General features: G+C 57.8%; 13 protein-coding genes, 4 tRNA genes and 1 riboswitch. Of the genes, 6 read left to right on the forward strand and 11 right to left on the reverse strand.

Going from position 1 to position 21,469, the window contains the following annotated elements:
- The first annotated feature begins 800 nt into the window (after positions 1-800).
- Positions 801-8,036 carry a VCBS domain-containing protein gene (locus KGB14_RS19445; protein ID WP_223488343.1) on the forward strand — a complete coding sequence of 2,412 codons (7,236 nt, stop codon included), beginning with the start codon at positions 801-803 and terminating at the stop codon, positions 8,034-8,036.
- Positions 8,037-8,956: 920 nt separating this feature from the next.
- Here the strand turns inward: KGB14_RS19445 and KGB14_RS19450 are convergent.
- Both KGB14_RS19450 and KGB14_RS19455 read right to left on the reverse strand, forming a co-directional pair.
- Entirely contained in the window at positions 8,957-9,334 is a 378-nt protein-coding gene (locus tag KGB14_RS19450) for a c-type cytochrome (RefSeq protein ID WP_223488344.1), read from the reverse strand.
- Between the two features lie 476 nt (positions 9,335-9,810).
- Positions 9,811-9,887, reverse strand: a tRNA-Arg gene (locus tag KGB14_RS19455).
- A 291-nt stretch (positions 9,888-10,178) separates the two neighbouring features.
- Here KGB14_RS19455 and KGB14_RS19460 point away from each other — a divergent pair.
- Together KGB14_RS19460 and KGB14_RS19465 are read left to right on the forward strand one after the other, a co-directional pair.
- The gene (locus KGB14_RS19460) at positions 10,179-10,409 is read left to right on the forward strand and encodes a hypothetical protein (RefSeq protein ID WP_223488345.1); all 231 of its coding nucleotides are present in this window, start codon (positions 10,179-10,181) and stop codon (positions 10,407-10,409) included.
- Positions 10,410-10,430: 21 nt separating this feature from the next.
- Positions 10,431-10,610: a PA3371 family protein gene (locus KGB14_RS19465; protein WP_223488346.1), complete on the forward strand. Its 180-nt coding sequence runs from the start codon at positions 10,431-10,433 to the stop codon at positions 10,608-10,610.
- On the opposite strand, the gene phnN is transcribed toward KGB14_RS19465, so the two are convergent.
- The gene (gene phnN, locus KGB14_RS19470) at positions 10,585-11,157 is read right to left on the reverse strand and encodes a phosphonate metabolism protein/1,5-bisphosphokinase (PRPP-forming) PhnN (protein WP_223488347.1); all 573 of its coding nucleotides are present in this window, start codon (positions 11,155-11,157) and stop codon (positions 10,585-10,587) included. The two genes, KGB14_RS19465 and phnN, sit on opposite strands and share 26 nt — an antisense overlap.
- A 387-nt stretch (positions 11,158-11,544) precedes the next feature.
- Here phnN and KGB14_RS19475 point away from each other — a divergent pair, with 387 nt between their 5' ends.
- Positions 11,545-11,871, forward strand: a complete 327-nt coding sequence (locus tag KGB14_RS19475; protein WP_003178899.1) for an Arc family DNA-binding protein — start codon at positions 11,545-11,547, stop codon at positions 11,869-11,871.
- 102 nt (positions 11,872-11,973) lie between these two features.
- On the opposite strand, the gene mgtE is transcribed toward KGB14_RS19475, so the two are convergent.
- Entirely contained in the window at positions 11,974-13,416 is a 1,443-nt protein-coding gene (mgtE, locus tag KGB14_RS19480; protein ID WP_223488348.1) for a magnesium transporter, read from the reverse strand.
- 320 nt (positions 13,417-13,736) lie between these two features.
- On the opposite strand from mgtE, the gene KGB14_RS19485 reads away from it, so the two are divergent.
- Positions 13,737-14,255: a cell envelope protein SmpA gene (locus KGB14_RS19485; protein WP_223488349.1), complete on the forward strand. Its 519-nt coding sequence runs from the start codon at positions 13,737-13,739 to the stop codon at positions 14,253-14,255.
- Between the two features lie 19 nt (positions 14,256-14,274).
- Here the strand turns inward: KGB14_RS19485 and KGB14_RS19490 are convergent.
- From KGB14_RS19490 to ltaE, 7 genes are all read right to left on the reverse strand, one after another.
- A tRNA-Arg gene (locus KGB14_RS19490) sits at positions 14,275-14,351 on the reverse strand.
- Positions 14,352-14,422: 71 nt separating this feature from the next.
- A tRNA-Arg gene (locus KGB14_RS19495) sits at positions 14,423-14,499 on the reverse strand.
- 107 nt (positions 14,500-14,606) lie between these two features.
- Positions 14,607-14,697: transfer RNA gene (locus KGB14_RS19500), tRNA-Ser, on the reverse strand.
- Between the two features lie 62 nt (positions 14,698-14,759).
- Entirely contained in the window at positions 14,760-14,948 is a 189-nt protein-coding gene (gene csrA / locus KGB14_RS19505; RefSeq protein WP_002554426.1) for a carbon storage regulator CsrA, read from the reverse strand.
- Positions 14,949-15,134: 186 nt separating this feature from the next.
- Positions 15,135-16,376 (reverse strand): aspartate kinase, encoded by a 1,242-nt coding sequence (locus tag KGB14_RS19510; protein WP_223488350.1) that lies wholly within the window; start codon positions 16,374-16,376, stop codon positions 15,135-15,137.
- 90 nt (positions 16,377-16,466) lie between these two features.
- On the reverse strand, positions 16,467-19,091 hold the full coding sequence (gene alaS / locus KGB14_RS19515) for an alanine--tRNA ligase (RefSeq protein WP_223488351.1): 2,625 nt from the start codon (positions 19,089-19,091) through the stop codon (positions 16,467-16,469).
- Between the two features lie 146 nt (positions 19,092-19,237).
- Positions 19,238-20,242 carry a low-specificity L-threonine aldolase gene (gene ltaE, locus KGB14_RS19520; RefSeq protein WP_223488352.1) on the reverse strand — a complete coding sequence of 335 codons (1,005 nt, stop codon included), beginning with the start codon at positions 20,240-20,242 and terminating at the stop codon, positions 19,238-19,240.
- Between the two features lie 300 nt (positions 20,243-20,542).
- Positions 20,543-20,713: riboswitch (FMN riboswitch) on the forward strand.
- A gap of 115 nt (positions 20,714-20,828) precedes the next feature.
- Between ltaE and KGB14_RS19525 the strand changes: the two genes are divergently transcribed.
- The gene (locus KGB14_RS19525) at positions 20,829-21,338 is read left to right on the forward strand and encodes a 6,7-dimethyl-8-ribityllumazine synthase (RefSeq protein ID WP_019582888.1); all 510 of its coding nucleotides are present in this window, start codon (positions 20,829-20,831) and stop codon (positions 21,336-21,338) included.
- The last annotated feature ends 131 nt before the right edge of the window (positions 21,339-21,469 follow it).

A 21,469-nucleotide genomic window follows, 5' to 3' on the forward strand; every position in this document is an offset into this window, starting at 1 on the left:
CGTCATGAGGTTTGCCGGCCGCCAGAGACGAAATTCACAACGACCGATCGGGTTATCGGCCAGTAGTAGCAATCCCTTGAAGCGGCGGGTGTGCAATCGCGTATTTCGTTGTCATGACAGACTTTTCACGTAAGTCGTCAGGTGGTTCGAGCATGAAAAAACCTGCCAGAGGAATGCACTGTCGGGGCTTTTTTAACCGCTGACGTTGCAATTTGAGGGTGTCCCAGCACTGGAATTACGCAGCCAGCCCTTGCCACATAAGGGTTTCAGCTCATTTTAGGCGCACCAGTATTGAGTGCCCCAGGCCCCTTCGCCAAAAACAAATCGACATTATATTGACACCTAAATACCCGCCCGTCGGAATATTGGCACGTCGCACTGTTAGCTGCGGTTAACACCTTTACAAAGCCCGACCCCACAACTAAACACACATCAAACTGATATCAGGAAAGGCCGTATCCCTGAGTCAGTGCTACCTCAAAACACGGCCTCATCCAGCCATTATTTCAGGAGTCCCTGCCACATGGGTGCTCTCAGTCTATTGCGTGCCATGTGCAGCGCAGCCCCAGCCTCGGGCTCACATTCGCCCGACCTGTCCTGCGATCCGCTCCTCAAGCGCGGCGAACTTTTCCACCCCCGCAATACCCGCGTGTCTCTGGCGACAGCGCCTGGTTCGTCAGGCCGACGATGTCCGGCGCCCGCCTCGCACCACTCTTGAACAACTTGAGCGGTGCAAGAACGGGACATCGTCCAGTCAGTCGATTCTAAAAATAAAAAAATGGCATTTTCGGGAGAAAGACATGGCTACCACCACAACGACCAGCGGCGGCACCGTTACTTCGCTTTCCAACACTCCGCAGGCGACTGACGACATTTTCACTACCGGTGTTATTGGCACGGGCACCGCGGCCATCACTGAAGACCTGCTGGGGGTCGTGTACCTGGACGTCATGTCCAATGACCTCGGCGGCAGCGCAAAGACACTTTGGTCACTCGATGACGCGACCAGTCTTTCTACTGCCACCAAGGTTTATGCGCCGGCCGACCTCCTGGTCCAGGACACGGGCAGAATTGAGGCGACGAGTACGGATACCAGTTTCAACGGGGCAAAGATCTGGATTACCTCGGATGGCAAGGTCGGCTACGACGCCGCTACATTGTCGACTGCTTTCAAGGCGCAGCTTCAGTCGCTTGCTGGCGGAGCGTCCCTGACGGACAGCTTCACTTATGCGATTCGTCTGGGCAACGGCACGCTCAGCTGGGCCACTGCACAGGTGCAATTTGCAGGTGCGAATGACAGCGTGATGATGAGCGTCGGTACTCAGGCTGGCACAGTAACCGAAGATGCGCCCACGACACCAAGCCCGACCGACTCCCTGAGTGCGACTGGCACGATTGCATTTAGCGATGTCGATCTGAGCGACACGCATACCGCCTCATTCGTGGCTTCGGGAGGCAACGCCACAACGCTGGGCAACTTCGCCCTTGCCTCTGTGATTGAAGCGGCTAATGCGGCCAACGGCACCGTTAACTGGACTTACACCGTGAATAATGCGGCAGCCCAGTATCTGGCCCAGGGCCAGACGGCTACCGAAACCTATGTGGTCACCGTCAGTGATGGGCATGGTTCGTCGACAACGCAGAATGTGACCATCACCATCACCGGCACCAACGACCAGGTGCATATCACCAGCGGTGCACAGGCCGGCGATGCCAAGGAAGACAGTGGCGATTACGCAGCCAACGGCAACATCACCTTCACCGACGCCGACCTGATCGACACCCACAGTGTCAGCGTGACGCCGGGCGCTTCCGGTTATCTGGGCAGCTTCACTACAGATCCACTGAACGACAGCACCGGCACGGGCAGCGGTTCCCTGGGCTGGCACTTCGCGGTAGACAACGCTGCCCTGCAGTTCCTGGGCGAAGGCGAGACCATCACCCAGACCTATAACGTGGCGATCGGCGACGGCGCGGTGCAGACCGTGACCATCACCCTCACCGGCACCAACGACCGGCCGACGCTGACGATTGCCGATACCGCCGGGGCGATGAACGAAGGTAATGGCACCGCCACACTGAGCGACAGCGGCGCCCTGAGCTTTGCCGATCCGGACCACACCGACACGGTGACCGTATCGCACACCGCCAACAACGACATCGCCTGGAGCGGCGGCACACTCAATGCGGGCGTGGCTTCGGCACTGGTCGCCGGTTTTTCGGTCGATCAAAACAGCTGGGACTACAGCAGCAGCCAGAATCTCGACTTCCTCGGCGCAGGTGAAACCATCACCTTCTCGTACACAGTGGTTGCCACCGACGACAGCGGTGCAGCTAACGCAGCTTCGTTAACGCAGACCGTCACCATCACCATTACCGGCAGCAACGATGCGCCGGTGCTCAGTTTCGCGTCAGGTAATGATGCCGGCGCGGTGCAGGAAGACAGCACGCTCAGCGTCAGTGGCCAGTTCAGCTCGGCCGATATCGATCACGCGGCCACCGCCACCTGGTCCATCAATGGCTCGGCAACCGGCACCTACGGCTCGATCGCCGTGGACAGCACCGGCCAGTGGACGTATACCCTGGCCAACGGCACCGATGGCGTCGCCAGCGCGGTGCAATCGCTGAAGGTTGGCGAGAGTCATGATGAAGTGTTCAGCGTGCAGGTCAGCGATGGTCTCGGCGGGGTCGATACTCAACTGGTGACCGTTACCGTCACCGGCAGCAACGATGCGCCGGTGCTCAGTTTCGCGTCAGGCAATGATGCCGGCGCCGTGCAGGAAGACACCACGCTCAGCGTCAGCGGCCAGTTCAGCTCGGCCGACATCGACCATGCGGCCACCGCCACCTGGTCCATCAATGGCTCGGCAACCGGCACCTACGGCTCGATCGCCGTGGACAGCACCGGCCAGTGGACGTATACCCTGGCCAACGGCACCGATGGCGTCGCCAGCGCGGTGCAATCGCTGAAGGCCGGCGAGAGTCATGATGAAGTGTTCAGCGTGCGGGTCAGCGATGGCCTCGGCGGTGTCGATACTCAACTGGTGACCGTTACCGTCAGCGGCAGCAACGATGCGCCGGTACTCAGTTTCGCGTCGGGTAATGATGTGGGCGCCGTGCAGGAAGACACCGCCCTCAGCGTCAGCGGCCAGTTCAGTTCGACCGACATCGATCACGCGGCCACCGCCACCTGGTCCATCAATGGCTCGGCAACCGGCACCTACGGCTCGATCGCCGTGGACAGCACCGGCCAGTGGACGTACACCCTGGCCAACGGCACCGATGGCGTCGCCAGCGCGGTGCAATCGCTGAAGGTTGGCGAGAATCATGATGAAGTGTTCAGCGTGCGGGTCAGCGATGGCCTCGGCGGTGTCGATACTCAACTGGTGACCGTTACCGTCAGCGGCAGCAACGACGCCGCCGTGCTGTCCTCGGCGAATATCACTCTGACCGAAACCAATGCTCCGCTGACTACGGGTGGCAGCCTGACCGTCAGTGATATCGACAGCCCGGAAAGCTTCCAGACGCAATCCAACACCGCCGGCAGCTACGGCCAGTTCTCCATCGGCACTAACGGGGCCTGGACCTACGTCGCCGACTCCGCCCACAACGAGTTCGCCGCCGGCACCACCTACACTGACACCTTCGCCGTGAGCAGTGCCGACGGCACCCTCACTTCGGTCACCATCCATATCAACGGCACCAACGATGCCGCGGTGCTGTCCGCCGACATCGCCAACCTCACCGAGACCAATGCCGCACTGACCACCAACGGTACGCTGACCATCAGCGACATCGACAGCGCCGCAACCTTCGTCACGCAGACCAACACCGCCGGCAGCTACGGCCAGTTCTCCATCGGCGCAGGCGGTGCCTGGACCTATGTCGCCGATAATGCCCACAACGAGTTCGCCGCTGGCACCACCTACACCGACACCTTCGCCGTGAGCAGTGCCGACGGTACCCTCACTTCGGTCACCGTCCATATCGCCGGGACCAACGATGCCGCCGTATTGTCCGCCGACATCGCCAACCTCACCGAAACCAATGCCGCCGTCGACATCTCCACCACCGGCACCCTCACCATCAGCGACGTCGACAGCGCCGCAACCTTCGTCACCCAGACCAACACCGCCGGCAGCTACGGCCAGTTCTCCATCGGCACCAATGGTGCCTGGAGCTATGTCGCCGATAGCGCGCACAACGAGTTCGCCGCCAGCACCACCTACACCGACACCTTCGCGGTGAGCAGTGCCGACGGCACCCTCACTTCGGTCACCATCCATATCAACGGCACCAACGATGCCGCGGTGCTGTCCGCCGACATCGCCAACCTCACCGAGACCAATGCCGCACTGACCACCAACGGTACGCTGACCATCAGCGACATCGACAGCGCCGCAACCTTCGTCACGCAGACCAACACCGCCGGCAGCTACGGCCAGTTCTCCATCGGCGCAGGCGGTGCCTGGACCTACGTCGCCGACTCCGCCCACAACGAGTTCGCCGCCGGCACCACCTACACTGACACCTTCGCCGTGAGCAGTGCCGACGGCACCCTCACTTCGGTCACCGCGCATATCCTCGGCACCAACGATGCCGCCGTGCTGTCCGCCGACATCGTCAACCTGACCGAGACCAATGCCGCCGCCGACATCTCCACCACCGGTACCCTGACCATCAGCGACGTCGACAGCGCCGCAACCTTCGTCACCCAGACCAACACCGCCGGCAGCTACGGCCAGTTCTCCATCGGCACCGGCGGTGCCTGGACCTATGTCGCCAACTCCGCCCACAACGAGTTCGCCGCCGGCACCACCTACACCGACACCTTCGCGGTGAGCAGTGCCGACGGCACCCTCACCTCGGTCACCGTTCATATCAACGGCAGCAACGACTCGCCAACGATCACCTCCGATGGCGGTGGTGCGACGGCTTCGGTCAGCGTGGCGGAGAACACCACGGCGATCACGACAGTGGTAGCGACTGATGTTGACTTGCCGGCGCAAACGCTGACCTACAGCATCGTCGGCGGAGCGGATGCCGCGAAGTTCTCGATCGTATCCGGCACGGGCGCGCTGAGTTTTGTCTCTGCCCCCAACTTTGAAGCACCGACTGATTCGGGAACGAACAACGTGTATGACGTGATTGTGCGAGCGTCGGACGGCACGCTGTTTGACGACCAGGCGATCGCGGTAACCGTGACGGGAGTCAACGACAACACCCCGATTATCACCTCCAACGGTGCTGGCGCGACGGCTTCGATCAACGTGGCGGAGAACACCACCGCGATCACTACGGTGTCGGCAACCGATGCTGATCTTCCGGCACAAACGCTGAGCTACAGCATCGTCGGCGGAGCGGATGCCGCGAAGTTCTCGATCGTTTCAGGCACGGGCGCGCTGAACTTTATCTCTGCCCCCAACTTTGAAGCACCAACTGATTCGGGAACGAACAACGTGTATGACGTGATTGTGCGAGCGTCAGACGGCACGCTGTTTGACGACCAGGCGATCGCGGTAACCGTGACGGGAGTCAACGACAACACCCCGATTATCACCTCCAACGGAGGCGGTGCGACGGCTTCGGTCAACGTGGCGGAGAACACCACGGCGGTCACGACAGTGACGGCGACCGATGCTGATCTGCCGGCGCAAACATTGAGCTACTCGATCCTGAATACAGCCGGGACGGACTTCAGCAAATTCACGATCAGTTCGAGCGGGGTGCTGACGTTCAATTCGGCACCGGATTACGAAAATCCCCAGGATGTCGGTGGGACCGACGGCGACAACGCCTATGTTGTGGACGTTCAGGTGGCCGACGGCAATGGCGGCCTCGACACACAGACCATTACGGTAAACGTGCAGAACGTAGTCGAGACTCCAGTTGATACCGTGGCACCGACGGTAACAGTGACGGGGACGGCCTTAGGGAGCTCGATCGGCTCAGTGTCGACAGTCACATTCCAGTTCAGTGAGACAGTGAGCGGTTTCAACCTGTCTGACGTCGCGACGACGACAACGAGCGGAGCACCTCGCGGAACCTTCAGTAACTTTACCCAGGTTGACGGCGATACCTACACGGCGACGCTGACCAGAACGCTGGGCGGTAGTATAAAAGTCGACGTTGCCGCGAACAGCTACACCGACCTGGCGGGTAATGCGGGTGCTGCCGGGAGCAGTGCAAACCTTCCGGCAGGCGTTGCCGGCGAGCCCATCAATCTAGCCCTCACGACTCCATCGACCGATATCAGCGGCCCGATAACGGTGTCAATCAGCGGTGTTCCCTCGGGATGGGTATTCAATGCAGGAACCGACAACGGCGACGGCACCTGGACCGTGCAGACCAACGATCCCGGCGCATTGACGGTGACAGCCCCAAGCAACTTCGCGGGAGCGTTGGTGCTTGATATCAACATGAACTGGAGCAACAGCGACGGCAGCACCGCAAGTGCCTACGTGTTCAACAACGTCGAAGTCTACGCCCCGGGCGCACCGATCTTCGCCTTGTCCGCTGACGACAACCTGACCGGCTCGTCCGGTGCCGACACGTTCGTCTTCGCCCAGCCGATCGGCAACAACCAGGTTTTCAATTTCGATGCCACGGCGGACAAGATCGACTTGATCGGCTTCACAGGCATCACCGGTTTTGCTGATTTGAGTATCGCTAACGACGCCAACGGCAATGCACTGGTCAGCATCGGCAATGGGCAGACGGTTACCCTGAGAGGAGTGGATGCGTCTGACTTGAGCGAAGCGAACTTCCAGTTCGATGTGGACCCGGTCACGACCAACGCCGGCATTCTCACCATTGCCGACGGTGCGATCATGCCGTTCGGTGGCAGCATCCATAACAGCGGCACCATCGAGCTCGGCTCCAGCGGCAGCCAGACCAATCTTGAGATTCTGTTCCGTGGCGCAACCTTGACCGGTGGCGGCCAGGTACTGCTATCCGACAGCGCGCAAAACGTGATTTTCGGCGGCAGCGCCGACACCCTGCTGACCAATGTCGACAACCGCATTTCCGGCGCCGGCCAATTGGGCGCCGGGGAGATGATGTTGGTCAATGCGGGGCTGATCCTGGCCAGCGGGGTGAACAGCCTGGTGCTCGACACCGGCACCCACGCAATAGTCAACAGCGGGGTGCTGGAGTCTACGGGCGCAGGCGGCATGACGGTGGCCAGTGCGGTCGACAACTCCGGTCACCTGTGGGCCAATGGTGGTGACCTGCGCCTGCTGGCCGACGTGACCGGCAACGGCAGCGCCACCATCGACGGCGACGCGACACTGACCTTTTCCGGTGCAGCACACGGGGACGTCGCCTTCCACGGCGAAGGTGCGGGCACGCTGGTGATCGCACACGCCGAAGCGGCGGGCTCGCTGGTCGGCATTCTCGGCCTGGAAAGCAATGACTTGTTGATGTTCGGCGATCTCGCTTTCGGCGCCAACACCCAACTCAGCTACAACGCCAACGCCTCTGGCGCTGGTGGCCTGCTGACAGTGGACGACGGTGCGCATCGAGCCGAGGTTAACCTGCTGGGGCACTACACGGTGGAAGACTTCCAGGTCACCGACGGCGGCCAGGCCGGCACCCAGGTCAGTTACCACGGTGAATCCAGCGGCACTCTGGTGGGCAGCATGCTCGCGGACACGATCAGTGGCGGCGACGGCAACGACATCATCGTAGGCCGTGGCGGCGAAGACACGCTCAGCGGTGGCGCGGGAGCCGACGTGTTCGCCTACCTCAACGTGAATGAAGGCGGCGACCATATCCTCGACTACAACTTCGCCGAAGGAGACACAATCGACCTCTCCGCGCTGCTCAAGGCCAACTTTGTCAGCGGCACCAGCCAGGTGTCGGACTTTGTCCAAGTCACGCAGACCGGCAGCGACATCACCGTGAAGGTGGATCCCGACGGCGCAAGCAATGGCAAGAATTTCGTCGATGTGGCGGTGCTTGACCACACGGGTACGCCTGGGCCCGATCTGGTACGCACCTGGTTCGGGGATGCGGACCATACGCTGACGGCCTGACACCCAGACTTGAGCTGCCCGAGAGGGCAGCCTTTGATTAAAAGAACTGCCAACCGTCCCCTTAGGACGGTCAAATCGAACGCAAGCCTGATTTGGAAAACTGGTCCAGAAATCGGCCATCGACGGTGTGCTCAAATCTGAGCACATCTCTACCGCGGTGTAAAAAAACAAAATGGCTTTTGGCCATCGAAGCTATAGCCAATGAATCTAAATAATAAAACGTATATTCGTGAAAGGCGGCTAGCCTCGTAATCGAGCAGCGGTAGTGAAGATGTCACTGCGTGCTCTCTTACTTACGATTAACAAAGGAAATAATTCCCCATGGAAGGCTTCGCTATCGCAGCGTCTCTGATTCAAGGCATCAATACTGAACGCTGTTCTGCGCTTTGCTTGGCGACCATGAGGAAAAGGGTTCAGAACTAACCTGGCGTGATGCATAGATTTTAAAAACGCCGGGCTAATGCTGGAACGTGTCACCCGTAACATTGCTCATGCTGTCGTCGTTTCGTCTTCGAAGAGGCGAGATATGACGATTAAGAAAACACTAAACTTATAAAAGGAAAATATCTTGCCATATCTCGTCGAATTTCATAACAGAGCAGGGTTCGCCTCAAACTTCAGAGTCGAGTGGGACGGTGGCGAATGCCCTCCTAATAGAACTGAGATGACCACGGCCGGTGGCGTTGCGAAGGTCGACCTTCGTGAACAAAATGTTCCCGAGGGCGCCTCATGCTGGGCCAGGGCCTACGTTCAGGGCGGGCCAAATCACGACTCGGGCGACAACTTCATCTACAGTAGCGCCGATAGTTCCACCGCCTCTTACTCGATCACGGGCACTACACTCAATTCGTCCTTCAGCCTGGACATCATCAGCTAAGCATCCAGCCCCGCCACTTTGCGTGACGGGGCATTTTCTGCACTTATCGATTTTTTGAAATCACACCACTCATGTATTGATTTAAATCGCGCAGATCCTTAATACTCCAAGAATGCGCCGATAGCTTTACACCATTCTCTTTCAATGTTCTTGGAATCAAGTCTCCATTGGGGCGAAGTATTATCGATGACACAATAACGCCCGGATAGTCATTTAAACGTTTTTTGAAAGCGGATGTTGTAAGATCAGGTGTAGGAGGATTGCTTTTATTAGCCAATGGCCCTGTTCCTTTGAGATCTATTCCATGGCACATGACGCATCTCTGTAAATAGAGATTTTTCCCATCGACATTATCCGCGAAGGATAGTGATGTTTGAATTAGCGATAAAATCCCTAGCGAAGCGATGAATAATATTTTCATTTCTCATGTGGCCTTGTTGTATAAATCAGATCCGAATAGAGGGCAAACCCCGGAGGGGCCACTGCGATACCCAATTCTCTCGGTAACATTTGAACCGAGATTGTTCATTAACAATGTGCTCGCGCCCGCGAGAGATCGACTGGCTCGCCGGCATTGCCCCACAAGCCCTCAAACCACGGTGTTCGTTTTCGCGCGACGGCCAGGCGCAAGACAGCGTCTTGCCCCCAACGGTGGAGTTCTTGGCGCCGTCCTTGCGGCCGATGTGCTGGTGAACGCAGCAGGGGAAACAGCAGCTTTTGCAGCACTCAATAAGAATTCCAGCAGGCCTTTCCATCAGCATCTTCCTTGAGCCGTGAATACGAAAAAGCCCCCTCCAGATCATTCTGAAAGGGGCTTTATTTTTTCCTTCTGCTGCCACGCTGCTGTCACAGAGAAACGTAGTAGTCAGAACAATGGCCAGAAAGGCCCGAATTAGATGGTGTCCCAGGGCAGGTTCGAACTGCCAACCTTCCCCTTAGGAGGGGGATGCTCTATCCAATTGAGCTACTGAGACACAAGTCGTCCGCAAAGGAATGCGAAGCGATGGACGGCGTGCATGTTAACGGGCAGGCTCGCTTTTGTCATGTCGTCCGTGGGCTTTTTAAGTGTAGGCAGACGCCTCAAAAGCAAGAAGACATTGTTTACCGTGCAAATTGCATCACTGCAAAACGCCATCATTGCAAAATGCAATGCGTGCATTTTTTGAAAATATCTTAATTCATTGTTTTTAAAGGATTTAATAGCCGATAAACTCTTGGCATGCAGGCTGCTTCGATTGTTTTTGAAGAACAAAGGAGATCAGCCCATGAACAGCGCTCTTTTCGTCGCGAATGCTGTCGCCCTGGGGATTCTGGTGGGTTTTCACTTCTTTCCCGAAAACGATGCTGCGACCACTGCCCAACGCACGCCCCATTACCTGCAGCTGCAAAAAATGCCTCAATGGGTCATGAGCGATCCACGCAGTTCTGTCAGCCAGGAAGTGAGCCAGGAGAACATTCAACCACGCGCGCAGTCTTTCGAACGCTTGGTATTTTGAATCACCCATCAGGAGCACAGTATGTCTAAATCAGCCGCAGGATTTTTCATCCTCGCTTTACTGAGCGGCATCCTTCATCTGTCATTGGTCCAGGACACGGTCGTCACCCTGCCCCTCATTGCCTGCGGCGTGTTCGGTGCGCTGTTCGTGCTGGCGCTGATCGTCGGGCGCAAGATCAAGTTCGATCCGGTATTGCGCTGACGCTCAGCAGCTTCAAAAGATTGGCAACCGTGACGGCAAGATCGCCGGAATTATCCAGCCGTTGGATTTTCGTATCCCCCCTTGAATCGTCAGCCGCGAACAGTGCATTGCGGTGCAGTCTCGCTTCAATGTCTGCCGAGCTCTCACGCCCCCGCCGTAGCAGACGCTCACGCAAAACCTCATCCTCGACCGTCAACAGCACCGGCAATAGCGTGGGATAGCGCTGTTGCGCTTCTGCCAGGTGGCCGCGCGAACCGTTGACCAACACATCGCGCCCATCGTTGAGCCATTGGTCTATGCGAGCCGGAATACCGTAATCGAGCCCATGAGCCTGCCACGACAGGGCAAAATCTCCTTGGCGCCGGCGTCGCACGAATTCATCGCGGGAAACCTCGATGGCGTCTTCGCCCACGGATTCGGCCGAGCGCGTGATAACCCGGCGCCCCACCTCACAATGGCGTGCCCGCAACGGCTCGCGAGCGGCTTCGATGAGGCTGTCCTTACCGGATCCCGAAGGCCCCATTAAATAAATCAGCCTGCCATCCATCCTGAAATCACCCCATACCACCCGTCTGCCCTAGTAAATCGGCCAATTGCCACTATCCTGTATCAGGTAAGGAACAAGGATCGAATTCGCATAGCATGCACCTTCAGGGGGTCTTTGAGCATTACCTGTAGGGCAAGAGGACGCGGTCAGCGATACGGACTTAAGGATTGTTTTCAAACCAGTCCGCATTTCTGATAATAGGTGCTGGCATTAAGCCTTTACCCAGATCAATATTTGTCACAGAATTGACGCCAATGATCTGGCTAATTTGAGGCATGATGCGCGCCTCTATCAATTCAGGTTGAACATTTGGCCAGAGTGCTTGTCCTATCTGACATCCTGCGGCCAATCCCGAGAACCGCTCCCCTGAACTAACCGGTTAAATATATGCGCCCATTGAAACAGGCAATTTATTCCAGCCGTACGGCTGACAAGTTTGTCGTACGTTTGCCAGACGGAATGCGTGAACGCATTGCCGAGGTGGCTCGCAATCATCACCGCAGCATGAACTCCGAAATCATCGCGCGTCTTGAGCAAAGCCTTATTCAGGAAGGCGCGCTGGGTGAAGAGTTGAGCATGCGCCTGGACAGCCCTGAGCTGTCATTGCACGAACGCGAACTGCTGCAACGCTTCCGCCAACTCTCCCACCGCCAGCAAAACGCTCTGGTTTCGCTGATCGCCCATGACGCCGAAATGGCTGCAGACGCTTCCTGATTCATCCCGAAAGCTCAAGCCAGCGTAATTGCTGGCTTTTTTTTGCCTGAAATCTGGCTAAAAAAAACCCGCCGATTGGGCGGGTTCTTTTAAAGCCGGACGTCAAAGCAGGAAAATCGTCGCCAGCCCGAGGAAGATGAAAAAGCCACCGCTGTCGGTCATGGCGGTGATCATCACACTGGCACCCATCGCCGGGTCGCGCCCAAGCCGCGCCAGGGTCATCGGGATCAAAACCCCCATCAAGGCCGCGAGCAACAGGTTAAGCGTCATGGCGGCGGTCATCACCACGCCCAGGGACCAACTGCCATAAAGCAGATAGGACACCACACCAATCACACCGCCCCAGACCAGACCATTGATCAAGCCGACGGCCAACTCCTTGCGCATCAGCCTCGACGTATTGCCGGTACTGACCTGGTCCAGCGCCATCGCCCGAACGATCATGGTAATCGTCTGGTTACCCGAGTTGCCGCCGATACCCGCAACGATCGGCATCAATGCCGCGAGCGCTACCAACTTCTCGATGGAGCCTTCGAACAGACCGATCACCCGGGATGCAACAAACGCGGTGATCAGGTTCACCGCCAGCCAGGCCCAACGGTTGCGCAGGGATTTCCAGACTGACGCGAAAATATCTTCTTCTTCGCGCAGACCCGCCATGTTGAGAACTTCGTTTTCGCTCTCTTCACGAATCAGATCGACCATTTCATCGATGGTCAGACGGCCGATCAGCTTGCCGTTCTTGTCGACCACTGGCGCCGAGATCAAGTCGTAACGCTCGAACGCCTGGGCAGCCTCGTAGGCGTCTTCATCCGGGTGAAAACTCACCGGATCGCTGGCCATGACTTCCGACACCTGCTTTTCCGGGTCGTTGACCAGCAGACGCTTGATCGGCAACACGCCCTTGAGCACGCCGTCGTAATCGACCACGAACAGTTTGTCGGTGTGGCCTGGCAATTCCTTGAGGCGACGCAGGTAACGCAGTACCACTTCGAGACTGACATCCTCACGGATGGTCACCATCTCGAAGTCCATCAGTGCACCGACCTGATCCTCGTCATAGGACAACGCGGAGCGGACGCGCTCACGCTGTTGGCCATCAAGGGTTTCCATCAGTTCGTGGACGACGTCTCGCGGCAGCTCGGAAGCCAGGTCAGCGAGTTCGTCGGCGTCCATGTCCTTGGCTGCGGCCAGAAGCTCATGATCGTCCATGTCGGCGATCAGGGTTTCACGTACCGAGTCGGATACTTCGAGCAGAATGTCGCCGTCGCGATCGGCCTTGACCAATTGCCAGACCGCCAGACGATCGTCCAGTGGCAAGGCTTCAAGGATGTAGGCAACGTCGGCGGAGTGAAGATCATCGAGCTTGCGTTGCAACTCGACGAGGTTTTGCCGGTGAACCAGGTTCTCGACCAGGTCGTGATGCGCACCTTCCTGACGATGAGTCAGGTCTTCGACCACCCGCTGGCGCTGCAGCAGCTCAACGACTTGAGCGAGGCGGTCCTGCAGGCTTTCCTGCGTTTTCTTTACTTCAACTTCGGACATAGGCGAACTCCACTCCCAGCAGCGGGGCACGCCGGAAGGATCAATCAGTCAATTCATGATTGTAGAAACGGGGTACTGAGTAACTACTGGGTAAGTCCATGGAGGTATCCCACAAGCCCCGGCGGGGCTGACGGGGGGAATGATAACACCGCCCGACGGTTTTAAACGTTAAAAAATCGTGGCTGAAACAAGCGCTTGCGAGACAAACCTGAACACCGTCCTGATCCATCAAATTGCGACGACTCATCCTGAAAAGAAAACACACTGTCGCCGAAAAATGTAAGGACTACCCTTGATAGGACCGTCAAGGAGGACGCCGAATGCCATCGAATGCTCATTATTTTTTGCTTGCCACCCTGCTCTGCCTGCCGCCCTGGGCGCTTGCTACGACTGTTCACCGGTGCGAAGCCCCTAATGGGCGCATCACCTTCACGACCTTGAGCTGTACGGCCGGAGAAAGCCTCTCAGTTCAGGACGTACGCACGTTCCTGCCAGGCAGCGTGACGCCCCTGATGCCAGAAGCCGAGCTCCGCGAAACATCAGGTACGAAAATACAAAGGAGAGAGCCAACCGTCGTTGGTCAGCCCGAGGGCAAATGTGGAAATCTGCTCAGCGCGAAGGAACGCCGCATAGCGATCATCAATCAGCGGGTCGTCGCCGGCATGACTCAACAAGAAGTCGAAAGCGCTCTCGGCAAGCCCGACAAGATCAGCACTCGCAATTCAGCCACGAGCTACCGTTACGACAACAAGCGAGGGCGCAGTGCTCACATCGAGTTTGATGAGAAAGGTTGTACCAAAGGAAAAGCCAAATCGCAGACGGCAAAAAGCCCGCGTTAAACGCGGGCTTTTTGGTGTTTGGTGCACTCGACAGGATTCGAACCTGTGACCGCTCGGTTCGTAGCCGAGTACTCTATCCAGCTGAGCTACGAGTGCATTTGTGTTTTTATACCAGATCACAACTGGTTGAAGCCAAGTTATTCACATTACTGCAAACAACTCTTAAATGGTGCACTCGACAGGATTCGAACCTGTGACCGCTCGGTTCGTAGCCGAGTACTCTATCCAGCTGAGCTACGAGTGCATTTGTTGCCGCGCATTATAGGCCGTTAAATCTTTTTGTAAAGCACTTTTTCTAGTAATTTCAACAACTTACCGAAGAAGCCAGATTACAACGTACTACGCAAATAATGGCGGAGAACGGGGGATTCGAACCCCCGACACCCTTTTGAGGTGTACTCCCTTAGCAGGGGAGCGCCTTCGGCCACTCGGCCAGCTCTCCGCAACACGGGGCGTATCTTAACCAACCTTTTCCCCGTTTGCAAACATAAAAAACGATAAAAATTAATGGCTTGGTTCTTCGTCCTTCTCTTTCTTGATACGCAGGTAAATTTCTTCACGGTGCACAGCAACCTCTTTCGGGGCGTTGACACCAATACGCACTTGATTTCCTTTAACGCCGAGCACGGTCACGGTGATTTCGCCATCACCAATAATCAGGCTTTCTGCGCACCGACGAGTCAGAATCAGCATACCTTTCTCCTCACGCATTTCATTTCAGGGACAACAGTCTGCAAAAAAAAGGCATTCGACCTACAACCAGAACGATCGCAGCCCTACATGCCTGAGTATTGACTAGCGCGGGCAAAAGAACAGCTTTGGGCCGCACCATTCAAAAAAACGAAGGGCGCGGTTAAACCGCGCCCTTCGGGAAACGCATTACTCGCCCTGTCGGGCTGGCGCGTCCAGTTCGAAAGCCGTGTGCAGGGCGCGCACAGCCAGTTCCAGATACTTCTCTTCGATCACCACGGATACCTTGATTTCCGAGGTCGAGATCATCTGGATGTTGATGCTTTCCTTGGCCAGGGATTCGAACATGCGGCTGGCCACGCCTGCGTGGGAGCGCATGCCGACGCCGACGATCGAGACCTTGGCGATCTTGGTGTCGCCAACGACTTCACGGGCACCGATCTCGCGAGCGGTGTTTTCCAGCACGGTATGCGCCGCCTGGTAGTCATTGCGGTGCACGGTGAAGGTGAAGTCGGTGGTGTTATCGTGCGCGACGTTCTGCACGATCATATCGACTTCGATGTTCGCGGCACTGATCGGGCCAAGAATCTTGAACGCCACGCCTGGGGTGTCTGGCACGCCACGGATGGTCAGCTTGGCTTCATCGCGATTGAAAGCGATGCCGGAAATGATCGGCTGTTCCATGGTTTCCTCTTCATCAATAGTAATGAGGGTGCCCGGACCCTCCTTGAAGCTGTGCAGTACGCGCAGCGGAACGTTGTACTTGCCGGCGAACTCGACCGCACGGATCTGCAACACCTTGGAACCGAGGCTGGCCATTTCCAGCATCTCTTCAAAGGTGATCTTGTCCAGGCGCTGAGCCACGGACACCACACGCGGATCGGTGGTGTAGACGCCGTCGACGTCGGTGTAGATCTGGCACTCGTCAGCCTTCAGGGCTGCCGCCAGCGCCACGCCGGTGGTGTCGGAACCGCCACGACCGAGGGTGGTGATGTTGCCGTGCTCGTCGACGCCCTGGAAACCGGCGACAACCACTACACGACCAGCCTTCAGGTCACCGCGGATCTTCTGGTCATCAATCTGCAAGATGCGCGCTTTATTGTGCGCGCTATCCGTCAGAATCCGCACCTGATTGCCGGTGTACGACACCGCTGGCACGCCGCGCTTGATCAGCGCCATGGCCAACAGCGCAATCGTCACCTGCTCACCGGTGGAAACGATCACATCCAGTTCACGAGGAACCGGCTGGCCGTCACCACTGATTTGCTTGGCCAGATCGATCAGACGGTTGGTTTCGCCGCTCATTGCAGACAGCACAACCACCAGGTCATCGCCCGCATCGCGGAATTTCTTAACCTTGTCGGCGACCTGCTCGATTCTCTCGACAGTGCCGACTGAGGTGCCTCCAAATTTCTGTACGATCAAAGCCATTTCAAAGCCGCCTCTGCCCATGAAGGGCGCCCAATAATCACTCAAACAGCGTTCTGGCCCGCCACTAGACCGCGGGCCAGGCACACTGCCTTATAAACCCTGCTCTACAAATGGAACAGTCAGGGCCAATGCAGCATCCAGTGCGCCAGCGTCGGTACCACCGCCCTGCGCCATGTCTGGACGACCACCGCCCTTCCCGCCCACTGCCGCAGCAGCCTGTTTCATCAAATCACCGGCTTTGAGTTGGCCAGTCAGGTCTTTGGTCACGCCTGCAACCAGAACGACCTTTTCCTCATGGACACTGCCGAGCAGGATCACTGCGCGGCCGAGTTTGTTTTTCAGCTGATCGACCAGCGCCAGCAGCGCCTTGCCGTCCTGGCCGTCCAGACGCACGGCCAACACTTTCACGCCTTTGACGTCCAGGGCAGAAGCCGACAGATCGTCGCCCGCCGCACTGGCCGCCTTGGCTTGCAACTGCTCGAGTTGCTTCTCCAGCAGACGGTTGCGCTCCAGCACAGCCGACAGCTTGTCGATCAGGTTATCGCGGCTGCCCTTGACCAGGTTGGCCGCTTCCTTGAGTTGTTCTTCAGCCGCGTTCAAGTAGGCCAGCGCTGCTGCACCGGTCACTGCCTCGATACGACGCACACCGGAGGCCACACCGCCTTCGCTGATGATTTTCAGCAAGCCGATGTCGCCGGTACGGTTGGCGTGAATACCGCCGCACAGCTCGACGGAGAAGTCGCCGCCCATGCTCAGCACGCGAACACTGTCGCCGTACTTCTCGCCAAACAGCGCCATGGCGCCTTTTTGCTTGGCGGTTTCGATGTCGGTTTCTTCGGTTTCAACTTCGGAGTTCTTGCGAATCTCGGCGTTGACGATGTCTTCCAGCGCCTTCAACTGCTCAGGCTTGATCGCTTCGAAGTGGCTGAAGTCAAAGCGTAGACGCTGACTGTCGACCAACGAGCCTTTCTGCTGAACGTGATCGCCCAGCACCTGACGCAATGCCGCGTGCAGCAAGTGAGTAGCCGAATGGTTCAGCGAAGTCGCGTGACGCACTTCGGCATCCACATGAGTCTCCACCGGAGCACCCACGATCAGGCTGCCCGATGCCAACACACCGTGATGCAGGAACGCGCCACCGGTCTTGGTGGTGTCGCGCACGTCAAAGCGCGAAGCACCCGCCTGCAGGAAGCCGCAGTCGCCGATCTGACCGCCCGATTCAGCGTAGAACGGGGTCTGATTGAGAACGACAACGCCCTCTTCGCCCTCACTTAATACGTCGACCGATTGCCCTTCTTTATAAAGGGCCACAACTTTCGCCGAACCTTTAGTCGCTTCATAGCCGGTGAATTCGGTGGCCACATCAACCTTGACCAGGCTGTTGTAGTCCATGCCGAAAGAGCTGGCGGAGCGGGCACGGACGCGCTGGGCTTCCATTTCGCGCTCGAAGCCTTCTTCGTCGATGGTCAGGCTGCGCTCACGCGCGATGTCGCCGGTCAGGTCCATCGGGAAGCCGTAAGTGTCGTAAAGCTTGAACACCACGTCGCCCGGCACCACGTCGCCTTTGAGTTCGGCCAGATCCTGCTCGAGGATCTTCAGGCCCTGCTCAAGGGTCTTGGCGAATTGCTCTTCTTCGGCTTTCAGCACGCGTTCGATGTGCGCCTGCTGGGATTTCAGCTCAGGGAACGCTTCGCCCATCTCGGCGACCAGAGCCGCAACGATCTGGTAGAAGAAGCTGCCCTTGGCACCCAGTTTGTTGCCGTGACGGCATGCGCGACGAATGATCCGGCGCAGTACATAACCACGACCTTCGTTGGACGGCAGCACGCCATCGGCGATCAGGAAACCGCACGAACGGATGTGGTCGGCCACGACTTTCAGGGATGCCTGGGCGTCGTTGGTGCAACCGATGGCCTTGGCCGATGCGCTCAGCAGGCTCTGGAACAGGTCGATTTCATAGTTCGAGTGAACGTGCTGCAGCACGGCACTGATCCGCTCCAGGCCCATGCCGGTGTCCACCGACGGCGCTGGCAACGGGTGCAACACGCCATCGGCGGTGCGGTTGAACTGCATGAACACGTTGTTCCAGATCTCGATGTAACGGTCGCCGTCTTCTTCCGGCGAGCCCGGTGGGCCACCCCAGATGTCGGCGCCATGATCATAGAAAATCTCGGTGCAAGGACCGCACGGGCCGGTATCGCCCATGGTCCAGAAGTTGTCGGACGCGTACGGCGCGCCTTTGTTGTCGCCGATGCGAACCATGCGCTCGGCTGGCACGCCGATGTCTTTGGTCCAGATGTCGTACGCCTCGTCATCGCTGGCGTAGACGGTGACCCAGAGCTTTTCTTTCGGCAGGTTCAGCCACTTCTCGGAGGTCAGGAAGTTCCAGGCGTAGGTGATGGCGTCACGCTTGAAATAATCACCGAAGCTGAAGTTACCCAGCATTTCGAAGAAGGTGTGGTGACGGGCGGTATAACCGACGTTTTCCAGGTCGTTGTGCTTGCCGCCGGCGCGCACGCATTTCTGGCTGCTTACCGCGCGGGTGTACGCGCGCTTTTCCTGGCCCAGAAAGCAGTCCTTGAACTGGTTCATCCCCGCGTTAGTGAACAGCAGGGTTGGGTCGTTGCCCGGAATCAAAGAGCTGGAGGCTACACGGGTGTGGCCTTGCTCTTCGAAGAAGCGAAGGAAGGCTTCACGGATTTCTGCGCTTTTCATTAGGTTCTTCCACGGAGGCTGCGGCCAAAGGCCTGTTCGAAACGTCAACAGACGAAGCGACGGCAAAGGGCCGCATTATATCGGCCCTGCGCGCGGGGTACAGCGTGTTTATACGATAGAAACGGTCAATTGGACCGCTAACGCGATCAGTTGCGGGAAAAGTCGACGAATGTAGCGACGACTTGCTCGATTTGCGCACGACTGACGTCCATGTGCGTAACCATTCTCAGACGACCGGCAGCGCTGAGCTTGATCCCGTGCGTCGCGGCAAAGGCCTTGATCGCCTCGGCCTTATCGCCCATTTGCACGTAAACCATGTTGGTCTGCACCGGCTCGACCTCATAACCCGCCGCCCGCAGGCCCTCGGCCAGATACTGCGCATTGGCATGGTCATCCGCCAGGCGCTGAACATTGTTGTCCAGCGCATAGAGCCCCGCCGCGGCGAGAATCCCGGCCTGGCGCATGCCGCCGCCGACCATCTTGCGCAGACGTCGTGCCTTGGCGATCAACTCGACCGAGCCGCACAGGACCGAACCGATCGGTGAGCCCAGGCCTTTGGACAGGCAGACCGAAACCGAATCGAAATGCTGAGCGATCTCCCGGGCATCGACACCCAGCTTGACCGCTGCGTTATAGAGCCGCGCACCATCCAGATGCAGCGCCAAGCCATGTTCGCGGGTAAAACGGCGAGCCCGGGCCAGGTACTCCAACGGCAGAACCTTGCCCTGCATGGTGTTTTCCAGCGCCAGCAAACGGGTGCAGGCGAAGTGAAAGTCATCCGGCTTGATGGCGGCGGCGACCTGCGCCAGGTCCAGCGAGCCATCGGCTTGCACTTCCAGCGGCTGTGGCTGGATCGAACCGAGCACCGCTGCGCCACCCCCTTCGTATTTATAGGTGTGGGCTTGCTGACCGACGATATATTCGTCACCGCGCTCACAGTGGGCCATCAAACCCAGCAGATTGCTCATGGTGCCCGTCGGGACAAACAGTGCCGCGGCAAAACCCAGTCGAGTTGCCAGTTCGGCTTCCAGACGATTGACCGTCGGATCTTCGCCATAAACGTCGTCACCGGTGGCCGCGTTGGCCATCGCGTCGAGCATCCCTGCGGTTGGTTGGGTGACGGTGTCGCTGCGAAGATCGATAACGCTCATGAATCTGGCCTCGGTTAGCAGGGAAAATCCCTTTCAGAATGGAATTACTGCGGTCATACCGGCAAATAATCAAGCCTTGAACGAGGAAAAGGCGCTTTACGTCTTCGAAAAAGCGCAATCCATGTGGGAGCGGGCTTGCTCGCGAAGGCGAACTGACAGTTAATATTTGCGCTGAATGTTAAACCGCTTTCGCGAGCAAGCCCGCTCCCACAGGTTCTGCATTTTGATTGACGGGTATTGGCATGCACGCCACGGAAATATGTGTTAAAAACGCTTCGCCGCCAAACAATCTGGCGGCAAAAACGTTCTCAGGGCGGGGTGCAACTCCCCACCGGCGGTAATTGCGCGCAATGCGCATAGCCCGCGAGCGCTTGGTGTCAGGCATGGCAATGGCTGTGATGGCGGCAAGGTCAGCAGACCCGGTGTGATCCCGGGGCCGACGGTCATAGTCCGGATGAAGAGAGAACGGGATTGACGCTGCCGAGGCTCTATACCAAAGCGCCGTCCGCAGGTATTTGTGCCTGCGTACCCTTAAATCCCATTCGATTCATAACGCCCTGTTTTTCACACAAACAGGAGTCAGAACATGCAACCCACCGCAATCGATAGCAAAAGCAAAAACCATCAGGGCGAGCGCGTTGCGTTCATCCAGGCCTGCTGGCACAAGGAAATCGTCGATCAGAGCCGTAAGGGCTTCGTCGCTGAAATGATTGCTCAGGGTTATCAGGAATCGGACATCGATTTCTTTGAAGTCGGCGGCGCCTTTGAAATTCCGTTGCACGCCAAGCTGCTGGCCAAATCCGGCCGTTACGCTGGCATCGTTGCGGCGGGCCTGGTGGTCGACGGCGGCATCTACCGTCATGAGTTCGTCGCCCAGTCGGTGATCAGTGGCCTGATGCAGGTTCAGCTGGAAACCGAAGTGCCGGTGTTCTCGGTGGTTTTGACCCCGCACCACTTCCATGCCGGCGAAGAGCATCAGAAGTTCTTCTTCGAGCATTTCGTGCATAAAGGCCAGGAAGCGGCGAAGACTTGTGCGGATACGCTGCACAAGACGCGTGCATTGCGTCGCAGCGAGCCACGCGCAGTAGCCGTTTAAATACAAAACCTGTGTGATATGGGTGAGGTCTTTGGCTTCACCCATATCAACTGTGGGAGCGGGCTTGCTCGCGAAAGCGGTTTAACATTCAACGCATTTGTTGACTGTCAGTCCGCTTTCGCGAGCAAGCC

Source organism: Pseudomonas sp. A-RE-19 (assembly GCF_019956555.1).
GTDB lineage: Bacteria > Pseudomonadota > Gammaproteobacteria > Pseudomonadales > Pseudomonadaceae > Aquipseudomonas.